We start from the raw sequence: 16,928 nt of genomic DNA on the forward strand, positions 1-16,928 counted from the left end.
CAGGGCCTTCCCATCCGTCACCGCGTACCCTGGAGGTATGACGGAGAATCCCCGCACGCGCGAGACGCGCCCCCAGGCAGCGCCCGCGTCGTCCCGTTCGGGGGCGGTCCGCGAGACGCGCACGGCACAGGTGCGCCCCCGGACCGAGGGGTGGACGCAGCAGAAGGATGCCGAGGGGCGCCCGCTGCTGCAGTTCGCGAGCCCCAAGCGCGGCAAGCCGCCCGTGCATCTGGCCGACCTCACGCCGGCCGAGCGCACCGAGAAGGTCAAGGAGCTCGGACTTCCCGGCTTCCGCGCGAAGCAGCTGTCGACGCACTACTTCCGCCACTACACGTCCGACCCCGAGCAGATGACGGACCTCCCGGCCGATACCCGGGAGCAGCTCGTCGCCGGGATGCTGCCGTCGCTGCTCACCGAGGTTCGACGCCTCGAGACCGACCGCGGCGACACGATCAAGTTCCTCTGGCGTCTGCACGACGGCGCGCTGGTCGAGTCGGTGCTCATGCGCTACCCCGGCCGCATCACGCTGTGCGTGTCGAGCCAGGCCGGCTGCGGCATGAACTGCCCGTTCTGTGCGACCGGCCAGGCGGGGTTGACCCGCAACATGTCGACCGCGGAGATCATCGAGCAGATCGTTCGTGCCAACCGACTGATCGCCGACGGCGGCCTCGGTGGCAAGAAGGCCGACGACCACAGCATGGAGCGCGTGTCGAACATCGTGTTCATGGGCATGGGCGAGCCGCTCGCGAACTACAAGCGCGTGATGGATGCGGTCCGCTCGATGGTGGCTCCGCAGCCCGACGGTCTGGGCATGAGCGCGCGCGGCATCACCGTGTCCACCGTGGGTCTCGTGCCGGCGATCAAGAAGCTCGCCGACGAGAACATCCCGGTGACCTTCGCGCTGTCGCTGCACGCCCCGGACGATCACCTCCGCGACGAGCTCATCCCGGTGAACTCCCGCTGGAAGGTCGATGAGGCCCTCGACGCCGCGTACGAGTACTACGCCAAGACCGGTCGTCGCGTCTCGATCGAGTACGCGCTCATCAAGGACATGAACGACCACGCGTGGCGTGCCGACCTGCTCGCGGAGAAGCTCAATCAGCGCGGACGCGGCTGGGTCCACGTGAACCCGATCCCGCTCAACCCGACGCCCGGTTCGGTCTGGACCTCGTCGGAGATCCCGGTGCAGAACGAGTTCGTCCGGCGACTCAATGACGCCGGTATCCCGACGACCCTCCGCGACACCCGCGGCAAGGAGATCGACGGCGCCTGCGGTCAGCTGGTCGCCACGACCGAGGACGAGGCCGCCTCCGCAGCGGTGAGCTGAGGCGTCACGCCCGCTCGGCGACCGTCGAGTGTGCCGAGGCGTTCGGCGCGGTCGAGCCACCGTGCGACCGTGGCGGTGTCGGCGTCCTTGACGCCGAGCATGCGGTGGACGCGTACGGACCTCACGCCGCACAGGCGCAGGGTGTTGCGGGCCACCTGGGTCTGCGCGGGCAGCCCGGTGAACGGCACCGCGAACCACGGGGTGTCCGCGAGCAGGAGCAGTCGGCCGCGGCGTGCGGGCAGCAGCCCCTCGGGGAGGCCGAGCTTCGTGTAGCGGTACTCCTGCTGCGGAAGCAGGGCGCGGTCGAAGAAGCCCTTGAGCACCGCCGGGACCGAACCCCACCAGAGCGGCGTGGCGACGACGATCGTGTCGGCGTCGTGCAGTGCCTGTCTCGCGTCGACGAGGTCGGGCTCAAGGGTCATGCGCTCCCGGTAGCCGAAGCGCAGGTGGGGATCGAAGTCCAGGTCACGCAGTGCGAGCACCCGGGCGTCTCCGTGTCCGTCGGCGTACCGCCGGGCCAGGGAAGCGGTCAGGGAGCGGGCGTCGGGGTGGCCGTCGATCACGAGAGCAGGCATGTCAGGTTCCTATCTGGACAGTGTCAAGGTGGTGGACACTGTCAAGATAGGAGATGATGTTGCTCATGTCAAGTTCGAAGGACGGCTACCACCACGGCGATCTCGCCCGGGCGCTGGAGGATGCCGCCATGCAGCTGCTGGAGCGGATGCCCGCGGCGGAGATCAGCCTGCGCGAGGTCGCCCGGGCAGCGAACGTCAGCCACAACGCGCCATACCATCACTTCTCCGACCGGCTCGGGCTGCTCAAGGTGCTCGCCGAGCGGAGCATGGCCGACCTCCTGGCGCAGGTCCGCAGTGACGCCGAGAAGGCACCGACCCCACGCGCGGCACTCACGGACGCGGGTTCTGCCTACATCCGCTTCGCCGTCGAGCATCCGCACGCGTTCGATGCGGTGTACGACCCGACGGTCTGCGTCCCCGGATCCCCGACCGCGACGATGGCGCCGCTGATCGACGGACTTGAGGCGGTGCTCGCGGAGGGCGTCGCCGCGGCAGGCCTGGACCGGCCGACCGATGCCGTCGTGGTGTGGGGGCTGATCCATGGACTCGGCACGCTCGCCGCTGCGGGGCACTTCACCCTCGACGATGCCCTCGTGGCCTACGCGGCGGCCCTCGATCGGCTGCTCCCGTCCCCCTGACCCTGCTCCCGTCCCCGGATCCTGCTCCGGTCTCCCGGACCCTGCTCCGGTCTCCCTGACCCTGCTCCGGTCTCCCTGACCCTGCTCCGGTCGCGATATGGCAGGCAATCGCGGCTCGGAAGCTGACATATCGCGACGGGAACGTGGGATTCCGGGTGGACGCCGAGGACTCTTCCACGCTATCCACAGGCGAGGTTTCGTAGATTGTCGGGATGCCCTATTCCGCCCATCGACCGGGTCGCTACGACTCGCAGGGTCGGATCATCCTCGACAGCGAACCCGACGCCGTCACGGATGACCTCGACTTCCTGCGCGAGTTCGAGCCCACCGGCACCGAAGACGCCGCACGCGACGCGTCGGTCGCAGCTTCCGCCGAGCAGACCCCGATCGCCGATGCGGTCGCTGCGGACGAGTCCGCCCCGGTGAAGACTCCGCGTGCGCCTCGTGTCCCGAAGGAGCGGAAGAAGCGCGTGCCGCGTGCTCCCGGTTCGCGCGCGCGGACCCTGGCGATCCTCGGCGGCGCGGAGGGCGAGATCCTCGACCGCGTCCCGGGCGAGACCCCCCGCTTCGTCCAGATGTTCTTCGTGCTCGCCGGCACCGCGCTCGTCTCGGCGATCTCGATGCTCTTCGCCCTCACCACCGGTGTGCAGGCGGCGCTGTGGCTGGCTGTACCCCTGGCTCTCGTGTGGGCGCTCATCATCTTCAACCTCGATCGGTTCCTGACCTCGACCATGAGCTCGACGAGGAGCGTCTGGCGGCTCATCGGCCTGGCGATCCCGCGAGTGATCATGGCGGCGATCATCGGTTTCGTGGTGGCGGAGCCGCTCGTGCTCCAGATCTTCCACAACGACATCGCCCGTGAGGTCGCGTCGACCAACATCACGCAGTCGCAGTCCGATCAGGAGGCCCTTGAGTCGGGGCCGGAGAAGATCGCGCTGGACGCGGCCTCCGCCAAGGTCGCCGAGCTCGAGAACCAGGCGGCGACCGGGATCGTGGCGGGAACGGACTCGTCGTCTGCGACGGAGTCGGCCGCACAGGCCACGGTCGACGACGTCACCGCGAAGATGACCGCGCAGCAGGAGGTCATCGACCAGGCGCGCGTGCTGTACCAGTGCGAGCTGACCGGCGAAGGCGCAGGCACGGTCCCCGGGTGCACCGGGGTCAACGGAGAGGGTGCGAGCTCGGATGCCGCGAAGGCACAGCTCGCCGAGGCCCAGCAGACGTACGACGCGCTCGCCGCCCAGCTGCGCACCGCCAACGAGGAGCTCGCCGCGGCCGGCACCGCCGCCAAGGAGAACACCTCCACGTCCGAGGCGCAGAACCGGGAGCAGGCCAAGTCGCAGCTGCCGACCGCGCGCGACACCTACGACCAGGCGCTCGCCGCGTACAACGCCCGGGCGGATGCCGTGGCGCAGGGCAATGCCGGAGCCGTGGGGCTGCTCAGCCAGATCAGCGGTCTGAACCGGTTGAGCGAGAAGGAGCCCACGATCCTGTGGGCGCACATCCTGATTGCGGCCCTGTTCTTCATGATCGAGCTGCTTCCGGTGCTGGTCAAGGTGCTCACGAGCTACGGTGACCCGAGCCTGTACGAGAAGGCGGCCGCGATCCGCAAACAGGTCGCTCTCGACAAGGTGACGGCGGAGGGCTTCCGAGACCGTGCGCAGATCGTGACGGATCAGTCCCAGGGGATACACGCGGAGGCCGGCTCCGGTGAGCCGCAGACGCGTGCGGAACGCCGCGAGGCGGCCGAGGCGCAGGAGCGGGAGCGGGCGGAGAAGCGCGCGCAGGCGCAGACGCTCGAGGAGCAGGAGCAGCTGGTTCGACCGACGATCGGCTGAGAGGTGAATCGCGGTTCGGCGGGACGGCACGAGCCTCCGGTCACGCGAGTTGCGGAATCCGCTCCGGCACCCCTGGCTCCTGCTGCGGGGAGAGTTCGCCGATCCGGAGGCTTCCCCGTGCCGGGTCGTCGTGGACAGCGGCGGCGATCGAGCGGATCAACGCAACCGTGGACGGGGTGCGCGCCCAGCGCGCTCCGGTCATCAGCGCCTCGATGCGGGCGAGCGGATGCTGCAGCGCCACATCGTGCTGACGGGCATCGTCGCTGAGCCACTCTAGGAGCTGGGTAATGGTCCAATCGGGGTTGATTGGACCATCACTTGAGGGACTGGTGGCGAGATTTCTGGTCATTGGTCCAGAATCGGATCTCATGAGCGCGAGTGACAGTGCCAATGGCCGGCCAATGGATCAGTTTTCGGCCATTGCTGCGGAGCGAGCGGCATCTCTCGTGCATGCAGGTGACGTGTCGTCGGACGCACTCTCCGCACGGCTCGGCCGTTGGACACAGGGAGACGGTACTCTCGCCGCCCGGCTCGCACGGGGCATCGAGGGCCTGATCGCGAGCGGTGAGCTACGCCCCGGGGACCGGCTGCCCGCGGAGCGCGCGCTGGCAGCCGCAGGGTCCGTCTCGCGGGGCACGGTCGTCGCCGCCTACGCCGACCTCGCCGAGCGCGATCTCGTCGACCGGCGGCAGGGGAGCGGCACCCGCATCGCCGGGACAGCCGCAACCGCCGTGCCCGCCCAGCGGCCGGGGCGCGGGGAGGCGCTCTTCTCGGCGCTCCCCAATGCGATCGACCTGCTGCGCACCGTGCCGCAGATCTCCGATCTCGGAGTGCAGCTCATCCGCGACCACAAGCCGCGACTCGACCTCGCCCTGCTCCCGGAGACCGACCCCGCGGGTCTTCCTGCACTGCGCGCCCTCATCGCCGAGATGTACGCCGCGGAGGGCACGCCGACCACGCCGGAGCAGATCCTCGTCACGCACGGGGCGCAGCAGGCCATCAGCCTCGTCGTGAACGCACTCGTGGGTCCCGGCGACATCGTGCTCGCAGAGGAGATCACCTGGCCGGGCGTCACGGATTCGGTCGGCCTCCGCGGCGGCACCGTGCACGGCATCGCGATGGGCGAGGACGGACTCGACGTCGACGCGCTCGAACAGGCGCTTGCCCGCCTGCGGCCCGTGCTCGTCGCGGTGAACCCGCACCATCAGAACCCCACCGGATCGCGCCTGCCACCCGCCGCTCGGCATCGCGTCGCCGAGCTCGCCGCCCAGTACGGCGTACCCGTCATCGAAGACCGCGTGCTCGCCGGCATATCCTTCGACGGGGTCGTGCCGCCGACGCTCGCGGCCGAACGCGCCGATGCCCCCATCATCGTGGTCGAGTCGGTGTCGAAGTGGGTGTGGGCGGGGCTGCGGATCGGCTGGCTGCGCGCGGACCCCGTGCTCGTCCGTCGGCTCCGCGGCGCGCGCCAGCTCGCCGACCAGTCCACCAGCGTGCCGGGACAGCTGCTCGCACTCGATCTGATCGCGCGCGCCGATGACCTCCGTCGAGCCAACAGCCGCATCCACCAGGAGCGTCTGCGTCTGCTGCAGGCGCTGATGGCCGAGCACCTGCCGGAGTGGACACCCGAGCCGCCGCGCGGTGGGCTGTCGCTGTGGGTGCGCCTGCCCGCAGGCTCAGCGGCGGCCCTCGTCCGCACCGCCGCCACCCACGGAGTCTCGATCGCCGGGAGCGCGGCCTTCGCGGTCTCGGACTCGCCCGACGACCGCATCCGCATCCCGTTCACTGCACCCGACGACGTGCTCGCCGAGGGCGTCCGGCGTCTCGGAGCCGCCTGGCGCGAGTATCGGCAGACTCTCGGGATGTCCTCTTAGGCTGACCCGCATGACTCGGATTCAGCGCCGAACCCTGTGGATCTCGATCGTTGGCGTGCTCACCGTCCTGGCCTACGCGGTGCTCGCTGCATTGCAGATCCTCGTGTTGAATCCGCTCGCCGCGGCTCCGGGGCTCACGATGGATGAGATCCGTTTCGCGATGGCGGAGGCGGGGGAGAACCTCGGCCAGGGTGCCGTGTTCTTCGTGCTCGGGATCGGGGTGGCGCTGGCCGTCGCGGTGGCGGTCGTCTCGGTCGTCCGGCGTGCGGACCCCGTGGTTCCTGCGATGACCTTCCTGGCGCTGCTCATGCTCGGCGCGGTCGGTTACTTCGTCGCGTCGTTCGGCGCGGGCATGGCACTGGCTGACACATTCGGGATCAGCGGAGCGGACTACTCGCCATGGGCCCGACCGCTGTACGTCGTGAGCGCCCTCGCCGCCGTCGCGATCGTGGTCGGCGGCGCGATGGCGGTCGTGAGATCCCGGCATCCGGCCCAGCCATAGTGGGCAGCCAGTAGCGTTGATCCATGGTCAACTATCGCTATCTCGGCAACAGTGGTCTCAAGGTCTCGGAGATCACCTACGGCAACTGGGTCACCCACGCCTCACAGGTCGGCGACGATGCCGCCGTCAAGACCGTGCATGCCGCCCTGGACGCGGGAATCACGACTTTCGACACCGCCGACACCTACGCCAACACGGCTGCGGAGGTCGTTCTCGGCAAGGCACTCGAGGGGCAGCGCCGTGAGGGGCTCGAGATCTTCACGAAGGTCTACTTCCCGACCGGTCCGAAGGGCCCGAACGACACCGGGCTGAGCCGCAAGCACATCTTCGAATCGATCAACGGCTCGCTGCAGCGCCTCGGCACCGACTACGTCGACCTGTACCAGGCGCACCGCTTCGACTACGAGACTCCGCTGGAGGAGACGTTCCAGGCGTTCGCCGACGTCGTCCGTCAGGGCAAGGCGCTCTACATCGGCGTCTCGGAGTGGACGGCCGAGCAGTTGCGCGAAGGGCACGCACTCGCAAAGCAGCTGGGGATCCAGCTCATCTCCAACCAGCCGCAGTACTCGATGCTGTGGCGCGTCATCGAGGGCAAGGTCGTTCCGGCGTCCGAAGAGCTCGGGATCTCGCAGATCGTGTGGTCGCCGATGGCACAGGGCGTGCTCAGCGGCAAGTACCTGCCGGGGCAGCCGGTGCCCGAGGGCTCGCGCGCGACCGACCCGCACAGCGGCGCCGACTTCATCAAGAGCTTCCTGCAGGACGACATCCTCACCGCGGTGCAGCGTCTGAAGCCGATCGCCGAGGAAGCCGGCCTGTCGATGCCGCAGCTCGCGATCGCGTGGGTGCTGCAGAACCCGAACGTCGCGGCTGCGCTGGTCGGAGCTTCCCGTCCGGAGCAGTTGGCGGAGACCGTCAAGGCCTCGGGTGTGAAGCTCGACGCCGACACGCTCGCCGCGATCGACACCGCGCTGGGGCACACGGTCAACCGCGACGCCGAGCACACCTACTCCGTGTCTCCGAAGTCCCGCCTGGTCTGACCGCTCGCCCGCCCGCCCGCTCGCTCGTCGCGAGGGTCGACGCCCCCTCTGCCCGCCGAGGCCCCCTCTGAATCTTGCGAATCAGAGGGGGCCTCGGCGGTGGAAGGGGGTCTCGGCGAACGCGACGGACGCGACGGACGGGACGGACGGGGCGCGACGGACGAGACGGGCGCGACGGACGGGGCGCGACGGTCGCGAGGGGGTTACTCCTTCACGGCGCCGGCGGTCAGGCCCTGTACGATCCAGCGGCTCGCGAGTGCGAACATCGCCATGGTCGGCAGGATCGTCAGCACCGCTGCGGCACTCATCGACCCCCAGTCGATGTTGAACGTCGAGATGAAGCCGTTCAACGCGGAGGGCACGGTGCGGTTCTCATCGGTGTTCATGAGCACGACCGACAGGAACAGCTCGTTCCAGCAGTTCACGAAGTTGAAGATGAACGCCGCGATGATGCCGGGCGTCATCACCGGGACGAGCACCCGGAACAGGGCTCCGAGGCGGGAGCATCCGTCGATCATGGCGGCCTCTTCGAGGGCATCGGGCACGTTCTCGAAGAAGCCCCTCAGCATGACCGTCGAGAACGGGATGCAGATCGCGATGTAGACGAGGATGAGTCCGGGCTTGGTGTCGACCAGCCCGAGGTCCGTCATCATCGAATACAGCGGTCCCAGCGCGATGAAGGCCGGGATCATCTGCGTCAGCAGGAACGCGATCAGGATCGCGCCCTTGCCCCGGAACTCGAAGCGGGCGAGCACATAGGCGCTGAGCAGGGCGATGAGTGTCGCCACCGCGCCGCCGACGACCGCGACCAGGGCCGAGTTCCCGAGGAACACCCCGAACGAGCTCTTCTCGAACAGACTCGTGAAGTTGTCGAGCGAAGGCTCGCTCGGCCAATACTCGATCGGGAACCTGTTGATCGTCCCGGGCGACTTGAACGCGGTCAGCGCGATCCAGTACAGCGGGAACAGCGTGATCACGAGCCAGAGCCCGAGACCCACGACGCGGATGACGCCGCCGACCGTGACGCGCGGCTTCGGACGCGGGGCGGATGCCGGGTCGGGCACGGTGATGCGGCGGGTCTCGGTGACCGAGGAGCCCGTGCGGGAGGTGTCTGTCATGGTCATCGCTGCACTCTCCGCATCGCCATCAGGTAGAACGCGCAGAACACGAACAGGACGGCCATCACGATGAGGCCGATCGCGCTCGCGAAGCCGTAATTGCCCTGCTGGGTGTAGTTGATCATCCACGTCGTGATGATGTGCGTCTGGTTGGCGGGTCCGCCGTTGGTCATCGCGTAGATGATGTCGGGGAAGTTGAAGATCCAGATCACTCGCAGCAGGATCGTCAGCAGCAGCGTCATCGAGATGTACGGGATGATGATCGAGAAGAGCTGACGGACCTTGCCGGCGCCGTCGAGGCTCGCAGCCTCCAGCATCTCGTCGGGCACCGACTGCAGAGCGGCGAGGATCATGATCGCGAAGAACGTGACCCCGTACCAGACGTTGGCGACGATCACCGCGAACATCGCGAGCTTCGGATCCGCCAGCCAGGGGAGGGGGGCGTCGATCAGTCCTGCCTTCATGAGCAGGTCGTTGACCACACCGAACTCCGCGTTGAACATCCACCGGAACAGCATGCCGATCAGGAAGCCGGATACCGCCCAGGGGAAGAACACGAGCGCCTGGTAGACGCCGCGGAACCGGAACCGCTTGCGCAGGGCGAGCGCGATCAGGAACCCGATCACGAGCTGCGGCACGAGCGAGCCGACGACCCAGAGCACGGAGTTCCCTGCCACCGTCGGGAACGCGGGGTCACGGAACACCGCGAGGAAGTTGTCGAAGCCGACGAACGGCGTCGACGTGAGGTCCCACAGGTTCCAGTCGTGGAAGGCCATGCGCGCGCCCTGCAGCATCGGCCAGTAGGTGAACCAGCACACGAAGACGACCGCGGGGGCGAGGAACGCCAGCAGCGTCCATGCCTGGCGCCCTCGGAACGGACGACGTCGACGCGATGCCGGGGAGGCCCCGACGGCTGCCTGCTGCGAAGCAGTGCCGACGGAGCCTCCCTTCTGAGCGGTGCGGGCCACAGGTCAGCCCTTTTCCGCGGCGTACTTCTCGGTCCAGAACGCGTCCCACGAGGCCAGCAGGTCGCTGGTCGACATGTTGCCCAGCAGCACGTTCTGCACATCCTGGTCGGACTTCTGGATCCACTCGGTCCACCAGCTGACCCCGCGCGGCTGGCGCACGTTGACGTACGTCTCCGGGTCTTCCGTCATGGTGACGTAGCTGGTCCAGGGGCCCGACGAGTAGAAGTCGTCATCCGCTGCAGCCGTGATGATCGGCACCAGGCTGTTGGCCTGGGCGAACTCGGTGGCGGGCTCGGCCGACGAGAGGAACTCGACCAGCTTGACGGCCGCCTCCTTGTTCTCGCTGTTCTCGGCAACACCCCACCCGGCCACGGCGAGCGGCTGCGCGGCCTTACCCGAGGGGCCGACGAGCAGCGGAGCGGTGTCCCACTGGTCTTCGGTGAGGGAGGAGTCCTGCACGGTCGCGATGACCTCGGGGTCCTGCAGCAGGAACGCGGTGGTGCCGTTCGTGAAGCCGGCGACCATCTCGGGGTAGCCCCACGAGACGGCGGAAGGCGGGGAGGCCTCCGTGAACAGGTCGAAGTAGTCGTCGACGGCATCCTGCGCCTCGGGTGCAGCGAAGATCGTCGAGCCGTCCTCCATCAGGAAGGCGTCTTCGGTGTCGAGCCCGTCGATCGTGTAGGCCTCGATGGCCGCGACGACGTTGGTGTTCGCGTTCTGGCCGCCGCGGAACGCGTAGCCGTAGATGTTGTTCGAGGGGTCCTGGATCGCGGACGCCTGCTCGAGCAGGTCCTTCCAGCTGTGCGGGGGTCCGTCGAAGCCCGCGTCCTTCACGAGGTCGGTGCGGTAGAACAGCGACAGCCCGTAGAAGCCGTACGGAACGAAGTAGCTCTTGCCGTCGGCGGCCACGGACGCGGACTGCGCGTTGTCGGTCAGCGCGTCCCAGCCGTCCCACTTCTCGAGGTCGGGGCCGAGGTCGTACAGCCAGCCGTTGTTCGCGAACGGTCCGACGGTGATGTCGCGCACCTCCAGCACGTCCACGCCCTTGCCGGACTGCAGCATCTGCTGGATCTTCGCGTCGGCCTGCTCGGTGGGAGGGGAGACCAGGTTGACCGTGATCTTCGGGTTGTCCTTCTCGAACTCGTCGAGGAGTCCGCGGATGAGCTCGGTGCGGGCCGGGTTGGTCAGGCTCTCGACCATCTGCAGGGTGACCGCGCCGTCGGCCGACGGGCCGGAGCTCGCGGAACAGCCGGTGAGAGCGAGGACGGCGACGGTGCCGAATCCCGCTGCTGTCGTCAAGATCTTGTTCTTCACGAAGTGCCTCTCGGTTGGGGTGGGTGGGTGTTGCGGTCGGGTGAACGGTGGGCGGATCAGGGCAGGACGAGGGAGTCGGCGCGGCGGATGCCCGCACGGCTCAGGATCTGCGGGACGCACCGCTCCACGAAGGCCTCGTAGTCGGAGGCCTCGTTGTAGAGGTGCGCGGAGAGTCGGAAGTAGCCGATACCGCGGAAGCTGGTGAAGGCCGTCTCGACGCCGACCTCATCGAGGAGATCCATGCGCAGGGCGTCGGCCTCTTCCCGTGTCGCCCCCAGCCCGAGCGGCAGACGCACGAGTCGCATCGACGGCACAGGGGAGGGGAGCGGGGTGAGCGGGTCCTCGTCGCCGTAGGGGCGCAGGGCTTCCGCGATCAGCTCGGCGCCGGCATCCGCGACCTCCGTCATCGCTGCGCGTGCGGCAGCCCAACCGAACTCGTTCTCGATGAAGTCGATGGCGGTCGGGGTGGCCAGGTAGGTCGTGGCGTCGATCGTGCCCTGGGTGTCGAAGCGGGAGGGGTACGGTTCGCGCGCCGCCCACGAGTCGATGAGTGGCCACAGTTCGTCGCGGTCGGGGGCGGAGGTGACCAGCAGTGCGGAGCCGCGGGGCGCGCAGGGCCACTTGTGGAGGTTTCCGAACCACCAGTCGCCGCCCGCGACGGCAGCGGCGTCCGGGACGAGGCCGGGGGCGTGAGCGCCGTCGACGAGCGTGCGCACCCCGCGCTCGGCCGCCGCCTCGGCGATGCGCCGTGTGGGCAGCATCCGTGCGGTCGGCGACGTGATCTGGTCGACCACGATCAGACGGGTGCGGGGGGAGAGATGATCGGCGAAGAGCTGCACGATCTCGTCGTCGGAGGAGAGCAGCGGGAGGGCGACCGTGCGGACGCGGGCGCCGAACCGGCGGGCGAGGCGCTCGGCCCCCATGGTGATGGCGCCGTAGCCCTGGTCGGTGACGAGGATCTCGTCCCCGGCTTCCAGCTGCAGCGCGTTGTAGACCACGGTGGCGGCGGCGGAGGCGTTGGGGACGAAGACGCTGTCCTCCGTCCGGGCACCCACGAAGGGCGCGGTGCGTTCGCGGGCATCCTGCACACGCTCCGCGATGCGGGGGAACCACTCGACCGGGCTGAGATCCGCGCGGCGGCGAAGAGCGTCCTGATGCGCGACGACGGCGGAGGGGACCGCGCCGAAGGATCCGTGGTTGAGGTGGATCACCGACGGGTCGAGGGGCCAGGCGTCACGGGCGCGCACACCGGAGTTCAGCGTGAGCGGTGCGGGGAACAACGGTGCGGGCATCAGTCCTCATCGATGAGTGGGGCGAGTTGTTGCACAACTTTGCCACACGAGCGCGAAAACTGCCACGAAAACAAGAACTATGAAACATAGTTGTCATACGAGTTCCCTGCGAAGGGGAGTTCCGCCAGACTTCACGAGGGGTGGGGGAGTGTCAGAGAGGATCACGATGAGCGCACTCGACACGGCGCTGCACGGGTTGCGGGCGCTGATCGCCGACGGTGCGCTGCGGCCCGGTGACCGGCTGCCGAGTGAAGGGGAACTGTGTGAACGGCTCGGTGTCTCCCGCGGGTCTCTCCGCGAGGCGATCCGGATGCTGGCCGCACTCGGTGTGCTCGACACCCGGCACGGATCGGGGAGCTATGTCAGCGAACTGCGCGCGGCCGACCTGATCGGCAGCCTGTCACTCACGGTCGGACTGCTGCCGATGGCGGGGGTGCTCGAACTCACCGAGCTGCGCCGGGTGCTCGAACCGCATGCCGCCGCGCTCGCCGCCGCCCGCATCGACGACGAGACCGTGGAGTCCCTGGACCGCGTGCTCGACGAGATCGAGGCGACCACCGACTTCGAGGTGCAGTCGCGCCTCGACCATGAGTTCCACATGGCGATCTCCGGGGTGGCGGGGAACGAGGCGCTGACCAGTCTGATCGACGTGTTGCGTTCGCGTTCGCGGGCGTATCGCATCTCCGATCCCGAGGATGCGGCCGAGCTCAAGATCCACTCGGATGCGGGGCACCGCGCGATCCTGCGCGGCCTGGCGGCGGCGGATCCTGTCGCCGCGAGCGCTGCGGCCTCGGCGCACGTCGCATACACGGAGTACTGGGTCCGGCGCTACTCCGGCCTCGAGGACTGAGTCTGCGCTCCGGCACCCCGTCTCGCGCCGACACTCCCTCGGGATTCCGACACCCCCTCTGCGCGTCGAGACCCCCGCGGAGTGACGCGTGCTGGCGGGGGCGTCGGCGAGGTGCGGGGGTCTCGGGTCAGCTGACGGTGATGTCGACCTGGATCTCGGTGGCCAGACGCTCGAGGTCGGCGCGCAGGGCGTCGAGGTCGACGGTGGCGGGGACCTTCGCGACCACCGAGGCTTCGAACAGACGGCCGCCCGCCATCGCGGCATCCCGGGTCTCGGTGGCCAGCTCCTCGATGCTCAGTGCGTGCGTGCTCAACACGGTCGAGATCTCCCGCACGATGCCGGGGCGGTCGTTGCCGAGTACCTGGATCTCGAGCAGCCGATCGTCCGCGGCGACGGTCTCCGGGGTGCCGGTGAGCACGGCCAGGGTCAGCAGCCCCTGACCCTGCAGGCCGCGCAGGGCGGAGGTCAGCTCGGCCTCCTTGTCGTCGGCGACCGAGAGCTCGATGACACCGGCGAACGTGCCGGCGAGTTCGGCCAGCGAGCTGTTCTCCCAGTTTCCGCCGTACGCGTCCACGACATCGGCGACGGCGGCGACGAGGCCCGGACGGTCTGCACCCGCGACGGTGAGGATCAGAGTAGTCATGCGGCCAGCGTACGGGGGAGTCCGGGGATGGTCGGCGAACTTACCGAGTGCCCCCGTGATTCGGGTAGCCTCCACAGTGAATCGAGCACGCCATCGAAGGGGGCTGCTGATGCATGACGCCGAGGAAGACGAGGGTGACACCGCCGGTGCCGGGGGCCCGCCGCGATGGTCGACGACCGAGGAACGCTGGGCCGCGGTCGAGCTGAACATCCAGATGGCGATCCGTCGCGGCGAGTTCGACGATCTGCCCGGCGCGGGAAAGCCCATCGAGAATCTCGGCCGCACGCATGACCCCGACTGGTGGATCCGGCAGAAGATCGAGCGGGAGAACCTCACGGGTCTGGCGCCGCCGGTGTTCCAGCTGCGCACGGAGGACGCGAACCTTCGAGCCGTCCTCGACACCTACTCTCAGGAAGAAGACGTGCGTCGGCATGTGGAGGATTTCAACTCCCGCATCCGTGCGGCGCGGATGCAGTTGACGGGCGGGCCCCCGGTCGTCACGCCGCTCCGAGACGTGGATGCGGAGGTCGACGAGTGGCGCCATCGGCGGCGGAAGCCCGATGGTCCGACCGCACCGACGCCGTCGACTCCAGCGGCCCCTCGGCGGCGGTGGTGGCGCCGCTCGTCGACCTGAACCGTCACTCCGCCCAGTCGCCGGTCTCCAGGAAGCCTTCCAGCCGTGCGCGGTGCGGGGTGAGGTCCCACCCCTGCTGCGCCACCCACTCGTCCGAATAGTAGGTGCCGGCGTAGCGGATGCCGCTGTCGCAGATCAGGGTCACGACGCTGCCGGTCTTACCCGCGGCGCGCATCCGGGCGATCAGCTGGAACGCGCCGTAGAGGTTCGTGCCGGTGGACCCGCCGGCCCAGTGCAGGGTGCGCTCGCGCAACAGGCGGATCGCGGCGATCGAGCCGGCATCGGGGACACGGATCATCTCGTCGATCACGGTGGGCACGAACGAGGCCTCGACCCGCGGGCGACCGATTCCCTCGATGCGGCTCGGACGCCCGGCGGGCGGATCCACGGTGCCGGCCCATCCGTCGTAGAAGGCCGAACCCTCGGGGTCCACGACCGCGACCTTGGTGTCATGCCGACGGTACTTCACGTAGCGTCCGAAGGTCGCGCTCGTGCCGCCGGTGCCTGCACCCGTGACGATCCACGTGGGGATCGGATGCTGCTCCTGGGCGAGCTGGCTGAACACGCTCTCGGCGATGTTGTTGTTGCCGCGCCAGTCGGTCGCGCGCTCGGCGAACGTGAACTGGTCGAGGTAGTGGCCGGTGCAGTCGGACGCGAGGCGCTGCGCCTCGGAAGACATGTCCTCGGCGCGGTCGACGAAGTGGCAGGTGCCGCCGTAGAACTCGATGAGGTCGATCTTCTCCTGCACCGTCGAGCGCGGCACGACCGTGATGAACTTCAGCCCGAGCATCCGAGCGAAGTAGGCCTCGGAGACGGCGGTCGATCCGCTCGAGGACTCCACGAGCGTGGTGTCTTCGTGGATGCGTCCGTTGACCAGGCCGTAGAGGAGGAGCGAGCGCGCGAGGCGGTGCTTGAGGGAGCCGGTGGGGTGCACGGACTCATCCTTGAGATACAGGTCGATGCCCCATTCGGGCGGCAGCGGGAAGAGGTGCAGATGCGTGTCGGCGCTGCGGTTGGCATCGGCTTCCAGCAGGGCGATCGCGGTGCTGGTCCAGTCGCTCATGCCCTCGACACTACCGGGCGACTCAGCCCACCGTCCCGGCGCGCGAGGCCCCGCCATCGCCGTCGACGTGCAGCAGGGAGGCCTGCGACTGCTCTTGCTGGAGTTGGAACTCGAAGCGCGACCGGTCACCGCGGTGATAGGCGACGAAGTACTCGATCGGTGCACCGTCGGCGCTGCGGCTGATGCTGCGCAGGCGCAGCAGGGCCGAGCCGGCGCTGACGCCCAGGAACTGCGCCTGTTCGTGCGTCGCCACCGTCGCCTCCGCCGAGCGCACGCCGTGCGTCGCGACGATGTCGTGTTCGGCGAGGAGCCGGTACAGCGACCCCTCGGTCAGGTCGGCGCCGAGCGTCACGGAGCCCGTGGCCTCCGGCATCCACGTCGTCGACAGCGACCACGGCTCGCCGTCGACGTGCCGCAGGCGCTCCAAGACGACGACCGGGGAGTCGACGGGGAGCTCGAGGGCGAGCGCGACCTCCTCGTCGGCTGTCGTCCGTTCGTGTCGCAGGACGTCGCTGTGCACGTGTCCGCCGCGGCGCTCGACGTCGTCGTACAGACCCACCAGCGTGTGCACGAGACTCTCGCTCGTGCGAGGGCGGGAGACGAACGTGCCCTTGCCCTTCACGCGCTCTACGAGCCCTTCGTGCTCCAGCTGGGCGAGCGCTTGGCGGACGACGGTGCGTGAGATGCCGTACCGCTCGCAGAGGCGGTGCTCTCCCGGCAGCGGGTCGCCGGGCTGCAGGCCGTCGCGGGCGATGCCGTCGATGATCAGCTGGCGCAGCTGGTCATACATGGGGGCGGCGGAGTGGCGGTCGATCGCGTCGTCGACGGTGACCATCAGTACGCCACCCCCGCGTGCAGGATCACGTTGGCGTAGGGGGTGAACTCCCCGGAGCGCACGAACGCGCGAGCGCCCTGGCTGAGCTTCTTGAACTCGACGTGGGGGATGAGCTCGATCTCGAACCCCATGCCGGCGAACCGCTCCCGCAGTGCGGCCAGCACCTCCGGGCTCTTCTCGGCGACCTCGGCCGAGACCGTCGCCCCCTCGACCACCATCTCGGCGAGCACGGTGTCGAGCACATCGAGGAACTCCGGAGCGCCCGGGCGGTACGCCAGGTCTATGCGCTCGGAGCCGGGAGGGATGGGCAGCCCGGCGTCGGTGACCACGACGAGGTCTGTGTGCCCGGTCTCGCTGATCACGCGGGAGAGCGCGGGATTGATGGTGGTGGCCGTCTTGCGCATGTGTGTCCTCGGTTCT

The 16,928-nt window shown here is 68.8% G+C and carries 18 protein-coding genes; 8 read left to right on the forward strand and 10 right to left on the reverse strand.

Annotation, left to right across the window (positions count from 1 at the left end; genetic code table 11):
• Positions 1-37: 37 nt before the first annotated feature.
• A complete protein-coding gene (rlmN, locus tag LVJ59_RS12340; RefSeq protein ID WP_232763280.1) occupies positions 38-1,327 on the forward strand; it encodes a 23S rRNA (adenine(2503)-C(2))-methyltransferase RlmN in 1,290 nt (429 codons plus the stop codon).
• Here rlmN and LVJ59_RS12345 read toward each other — a convergent pair.
• Entirely contained in the window at positions 1,276-1,902 is a 627-nt protein-coding gene (locus LVJ59_RS12345; RefSeq protein ID WP_232763281.1) for an NAD(P)H-dependent oxidoreductase, read from the reverse strand. The two genes, rlmN and LVJ59_RS12345, sit on opposite strands and share 52 nt — an antisense overlap.
• A gap of 65 nt (positions 1,903-1,967) precedes the next feature.
• Between LVJ59_RS12345 and LVJ59_RS12350 the strand changes: the two genes are divergently transcribed.
• Positions 1,968-2,540 (forward strand): TetR/AcrR family transcriptional regulator, encoded by a 573-nt coding sequence (locus tag LVJ59_RS12350; protein WP_232763282.1) that lies wholly within the window; start codon positions 1,968-1,970, stop codon positions 2,538-2,540.
• A 212-nt stretch (positions 2,541-2,752) separates the two neighbouring features.
• Positions 2,753-4,378, forward strand: a complete 1,626-nt coding sequence (locus LVJ59_RS12355; RefSeq protein ID WP_232763283.1) for a DUF4407 domain-containing protein — start codon at positions 2,753-2,755, stop codon at positions 4,376-4,378.
• Between the two features lie 40 nt (positions 4,379-4,418).
• Here LVJ59_RS12355 and LVJ59_RS12360 read toward each other — a convergent pair whose 3' ends face one another.
• Positions 4,419-4,727, reverse strand: coding sequence for a hypothetical protein (locus LVJ59_RS12360; RefSeq protein ID WP_232763284.1), 309 nt, complete (start codon positions 4,725-4,727; stop codon positions 4,419-4,421).
• Positions 4,728-4,779: 52 nt separating this feature from the next.
• Between LVJ59_RS12360 and LVJ59_RS12365 the strand changes: the two genes are divergently transcribed.
• The 3 genes from LVJ59_RS12365 to LVJ59_RS12375 are packed head-to-tail and all read left to right on the forward strand — an operon-like array spanning position 4,780 to position 7,791.
• Positions 4,780-6,252 (forward strand): PLP-dependent aminotransferase family protein, encoded by a 1,473-nt coding sequence (locus LVJ59_RS12365; RefSeq protein ID WP_232763285.1) that lies wholly within the window; start codon positions 4,780-4,782, stop codon positions 6,250-6,252.
• Between the two features lie 10 nt (positions 6,253-6,262).
• A complete protein-coding gene (locus LVJ59_RS12370) occupies positions 6,263-6,754 on the forward strand; it encodes a hypothetical protein (protein WP_232763286.1) in 492 nt (163 codons plus the stop codon).
• A 23-nt stretch (positions 6,755-6,777) separates the two neighbouring features.
• Positions 6,778-7,791: an aldo/keto reductase family protein gene (locus tag LVJ59_RS12375; RefSeq protein ID WP_232763287.1), complete on the forward strand. Its 1,014-nt coding sequence runs from the start codon at positions 6,778-6,780 to the stop codon at positions 7,789-7,791.
• A 203-nt stretch (positions 7,792-7,994) separates the two neighbouring features.
• Here LVJ59_RS12375 and LVJ59_RS12380 read toward each other — a convergent pair whose 3' ends face one another.
• The 4 genes from LVJ59_RS12380 to LVJ59_RS12395 are packed head-to-tail and all read right to left on the reverse strand — an operon-like array spanning position 7,995 to position 12,483.
• Positions 7,995-8,915, reverse strand: a complete 921-nt coding sequence (locus LVJ59_RS12380) for a carbohydrate ABC transporter permease (RefSeq protein ID WP_205802365.1) — start codon at positions 8,913-8,915, stop codon at positions 7,995-7,997.
• Positions 8,912-9,877, reverse strand: a complete 966-nt coding sequence (locus LVJ59_RS12385) for a carbohydrate ABC transporter permease (protein ID WP_047522105.1) — start codon at positions 9,875-9,877, stop codon at positions 8,912-8,914. Before LVJ59_RS12385 ends, LVJ59_RS12380 begins: the two co-directional genes overlap by 4 nt.
• Before the next feature lie 3 nt (positions 9,878-9,880).
• Positions 9,881-11,191, reverse strand: coding sequence for a sugar ABC transporter substrate-binding protein (locus LVJ59_RS12390; protein WP_232763288.1), 1,311 nt, complete (start codon positions 11,189-11,191; stop codon positions 9,881-9,883).
• A gap of 56 nt (positions 11,192-11,247) precedes the next feature.
• Positions 11,248-12,483, reverse strand: coding sequence for an aminotransferase class V-fold PLP-dependent enzyme (locus LVJ59_RS12395; protein ID WP_232763289.1), 1,236 nt, complete (start codon positions 12,481-12,483; stop codon positions 11,248-11,250).
• Positions 12,484-12,649: 166 nt separating this feature from the next.
• Between LVJ59_RS12395 and LVJ59_RS12400 the strand changes: the two genes are divergently transcribed.
• Positions 12,650-13,333: a FadR/GntR family transcriptional regulator gene (locus tag LVJ59_RS12400; RefSeq protein ID WP_134352329.1), complete on the forward strand. Its 684-nt coding sequence runs from the start codon at positions 12,650-12,652 to the stop codon at positions 13,331-13,333.
• 127 nt (positions 13,334-13,460) lie between these two features.
• Here LVJ59_RS12400 and LVJ59_RS12405 read toward each other — a convergent pair whose 3' ends face one another.
• Positions 13,461-13,976, reverse strand: coding sequence for a glycine cleavage system protein R (locus LVJ59_RS12405; RefSeq protein WP_232763290.1), 516 nt, complete (start codon positions 13,974-13,976; stop codon positions 13,461-13,463).
• Between the two features lie 109 nt (positions 13,977-14,085).
• Between LVJ59_RS12405 and LVJ59_RS12410 the strand changes: the two genes are divergently transcribed.
• Entirely contained in the window at positions 14,086-14,610 is a 525-nt protein-coding gene (locus tag LVJ59_RS12410; RefSeq protein ID WP_232763291.1) for a DUF1992 domain-containing protein, read from the forward strand.
• A gap of 4 nt (positions 14,611-14,614) precedes the next feature.
• On the opposite strand, the gene LVJ59_RS12415 is transcribed toward LVJ59_RS12410, so the two are convergent.
• The 3 genes from LVJ59_RS12415 to rbsD are packed head-to-tail and all read right to left on the reverse strand — an operon-like array spanning position 14,615 to position 16,912.
• A complete protein-coding gene (locus LVJ59_RS12415) occupies positions 14,615-15,673 on the reverse strand; it encodes a PLP-dependent cysteine synthase family protein (protein WP_232763292.1) in 1,059 nt (352 codons plus the stop codon).
• A 22-nt stretch (positions 15,674-15,695) separates the two neighbouring features.
• The gene (locus LVJ59_RS12420) at positions 15,696-16,508 is read right to left on the reverse strand and encodes a GntR family transcriptional regulator (RefSeq protein ID WP_047522094.1); all 813 of its coding nucleotides are present in this window, start codon (positions 16,506-16,508) and stop codon (positions 15,696-15,698) included.
• Positions 16,508-16,912 (reverse strand): D-ribose pyranase, encoded by a 405-nt coding sequence (rbsD, locus tag LVJ59_RS12425; RefSeq protein ID WP_047522092.1) that lies wholly within the window; start codon positions 16,910-16,912, stop codon positions 16,508-16,510. Before rbsD ends, LVJ59_RS12420 begins: the two co-directional genes overlap by 1 nt.
• Positions 16,913-16,928: the final 16 nt, after the last annotated feature.

The organism is Microbacterium sp. KKR3/1 (assembly GCF_021272365.1).
Classification (GTDB): Bacteria; Actinomycetota; Actinomycetes; order Actinomycetales; family Microbacteriaceae; genus Microbacterium; species Microbacterium aurugineum.

What these genes read in the sequence shown, in the direction of transcription:
- LVJ59_RS12405 (WP_232763290.1), bottom strand. Translation starts at nt 13,976, where the DNA reads ATGACTACTCTGATCCTCACCGTCGCGGGTGCAGACCGTCCGGGCCTC.
- LVJ59_RS12365 (WP_232763285.1), top strand. Translation starts at nt 4,780, where the DNA reads ATGGATCAGTTTTCGGCCATTGCTGCGGAGCGAGCGGCATCTCTCGTG.
- LVJ59_RS12415 (WP_232763292.1), bottom strand. Translation starts at nt 15,673, where the DNA reads ATGAGCGACTGGACCAGCACCGCGATCGCCCTGCTGGAAGCCGATGCC.
- rlmN (WP_232763280.1), top strand. Translation starts at nt 38, where the DNA reads ATGACGGAGAATCCCCGCACGCGCGAGACGCGCCCCCAGGCAGCGCCC.
- LVJ59_RS12350 (WP_232763282.1), top strand. Translation starts at nt 1,968, where the DNA reads ATGTCAAGTTCGAAGGACGGCTACCACCACGGCGATCTCGCCCGGGCG.
- LVJ59_RS12375 (WP_232763287.1), top strand. Translation starts at nt 6,778, where the DNA reads ATGGTCAACTATCGCTATCTCGGCAACAGTGGTCTCAAGGTCTCGGAG.
- LVJ59_RS12420 (WP_047522094.1), bottom strand. Translation starts at nt 16,508, where the DNA reads ATGGTCACCGTCGACGACGCGATCGACCGCCACTCCGCCGCCCCCATG.
- LVJ59_RS12370 (WP_232763286.1), top strand. Translation starts at nt 6,263, where the DNA reads ATGACTCGGATTCAGCGCCGAACCCTGTGGATCTCGATCGTTGGCGTG.
- rbsD (WP_047522092.1), bottom strand. Translation starts at nt 16,912, where the DNA reads ATGCGCAAGACGGCCACCACCATCAATCCCGCGCTCTCCCGCGTGATC.
- LVJ59_RS12345 (WP_232763281.1), bottom strand. Translation starts at nt 1,902, where the DNA reads ATGCCTGCTCTCGTGATCGACGGCCACCCCGACGCCCGCTCCCTGACC.
- LVJ59_RS12380 (WP_205802365.1), bottom strand. Translation starts at nt 8,915, where the DNA reads ATGACCATGACAGACACCTCCCGCACGGGCTCCTCGGTCACCGAGACC.
- LVJ59_RS12410 (WP_232763291.1), top strand. Translation starts at nt 14,086, where the DNA reads ATGCATGACGCCGAGGAAGACGAGGGTGACACCGCCGGTGCCGGGGGC.
- LVJ59_RS12395 (WP_232763289.1), bottom strand. Translation starts at nt 12,483, where the DNA reads ATGCCCGCACCGTTGTTCCCCGCACCGCTCACGCTGAACTCCGGTGTG.
- LVJ59_RS12400 (WP_134352329.1), top strand. Translation starts at nt 12,650, where the DNA reads ATGAGCGCACTCGACACGGCGCTGCACGGGTTGCGGGCGCTGATCGCC.
- LVJ59_RS12360 (WP_232763284.1), bottom strand. Translation starts at nt 4,727, where the DNA reads ATGACCAGAAATCTCGCCACCAGTCCCTCAAGTGATGGTCCAATCAAC.
- LVJ59_RS12355 (WP_232763283.1), top strand. Translation starts at nt 2,753, where the DNA reads ATGCCCTATTCCGCCCATCGACCGGGTCGCTACGACTCGCAGGGTCGG.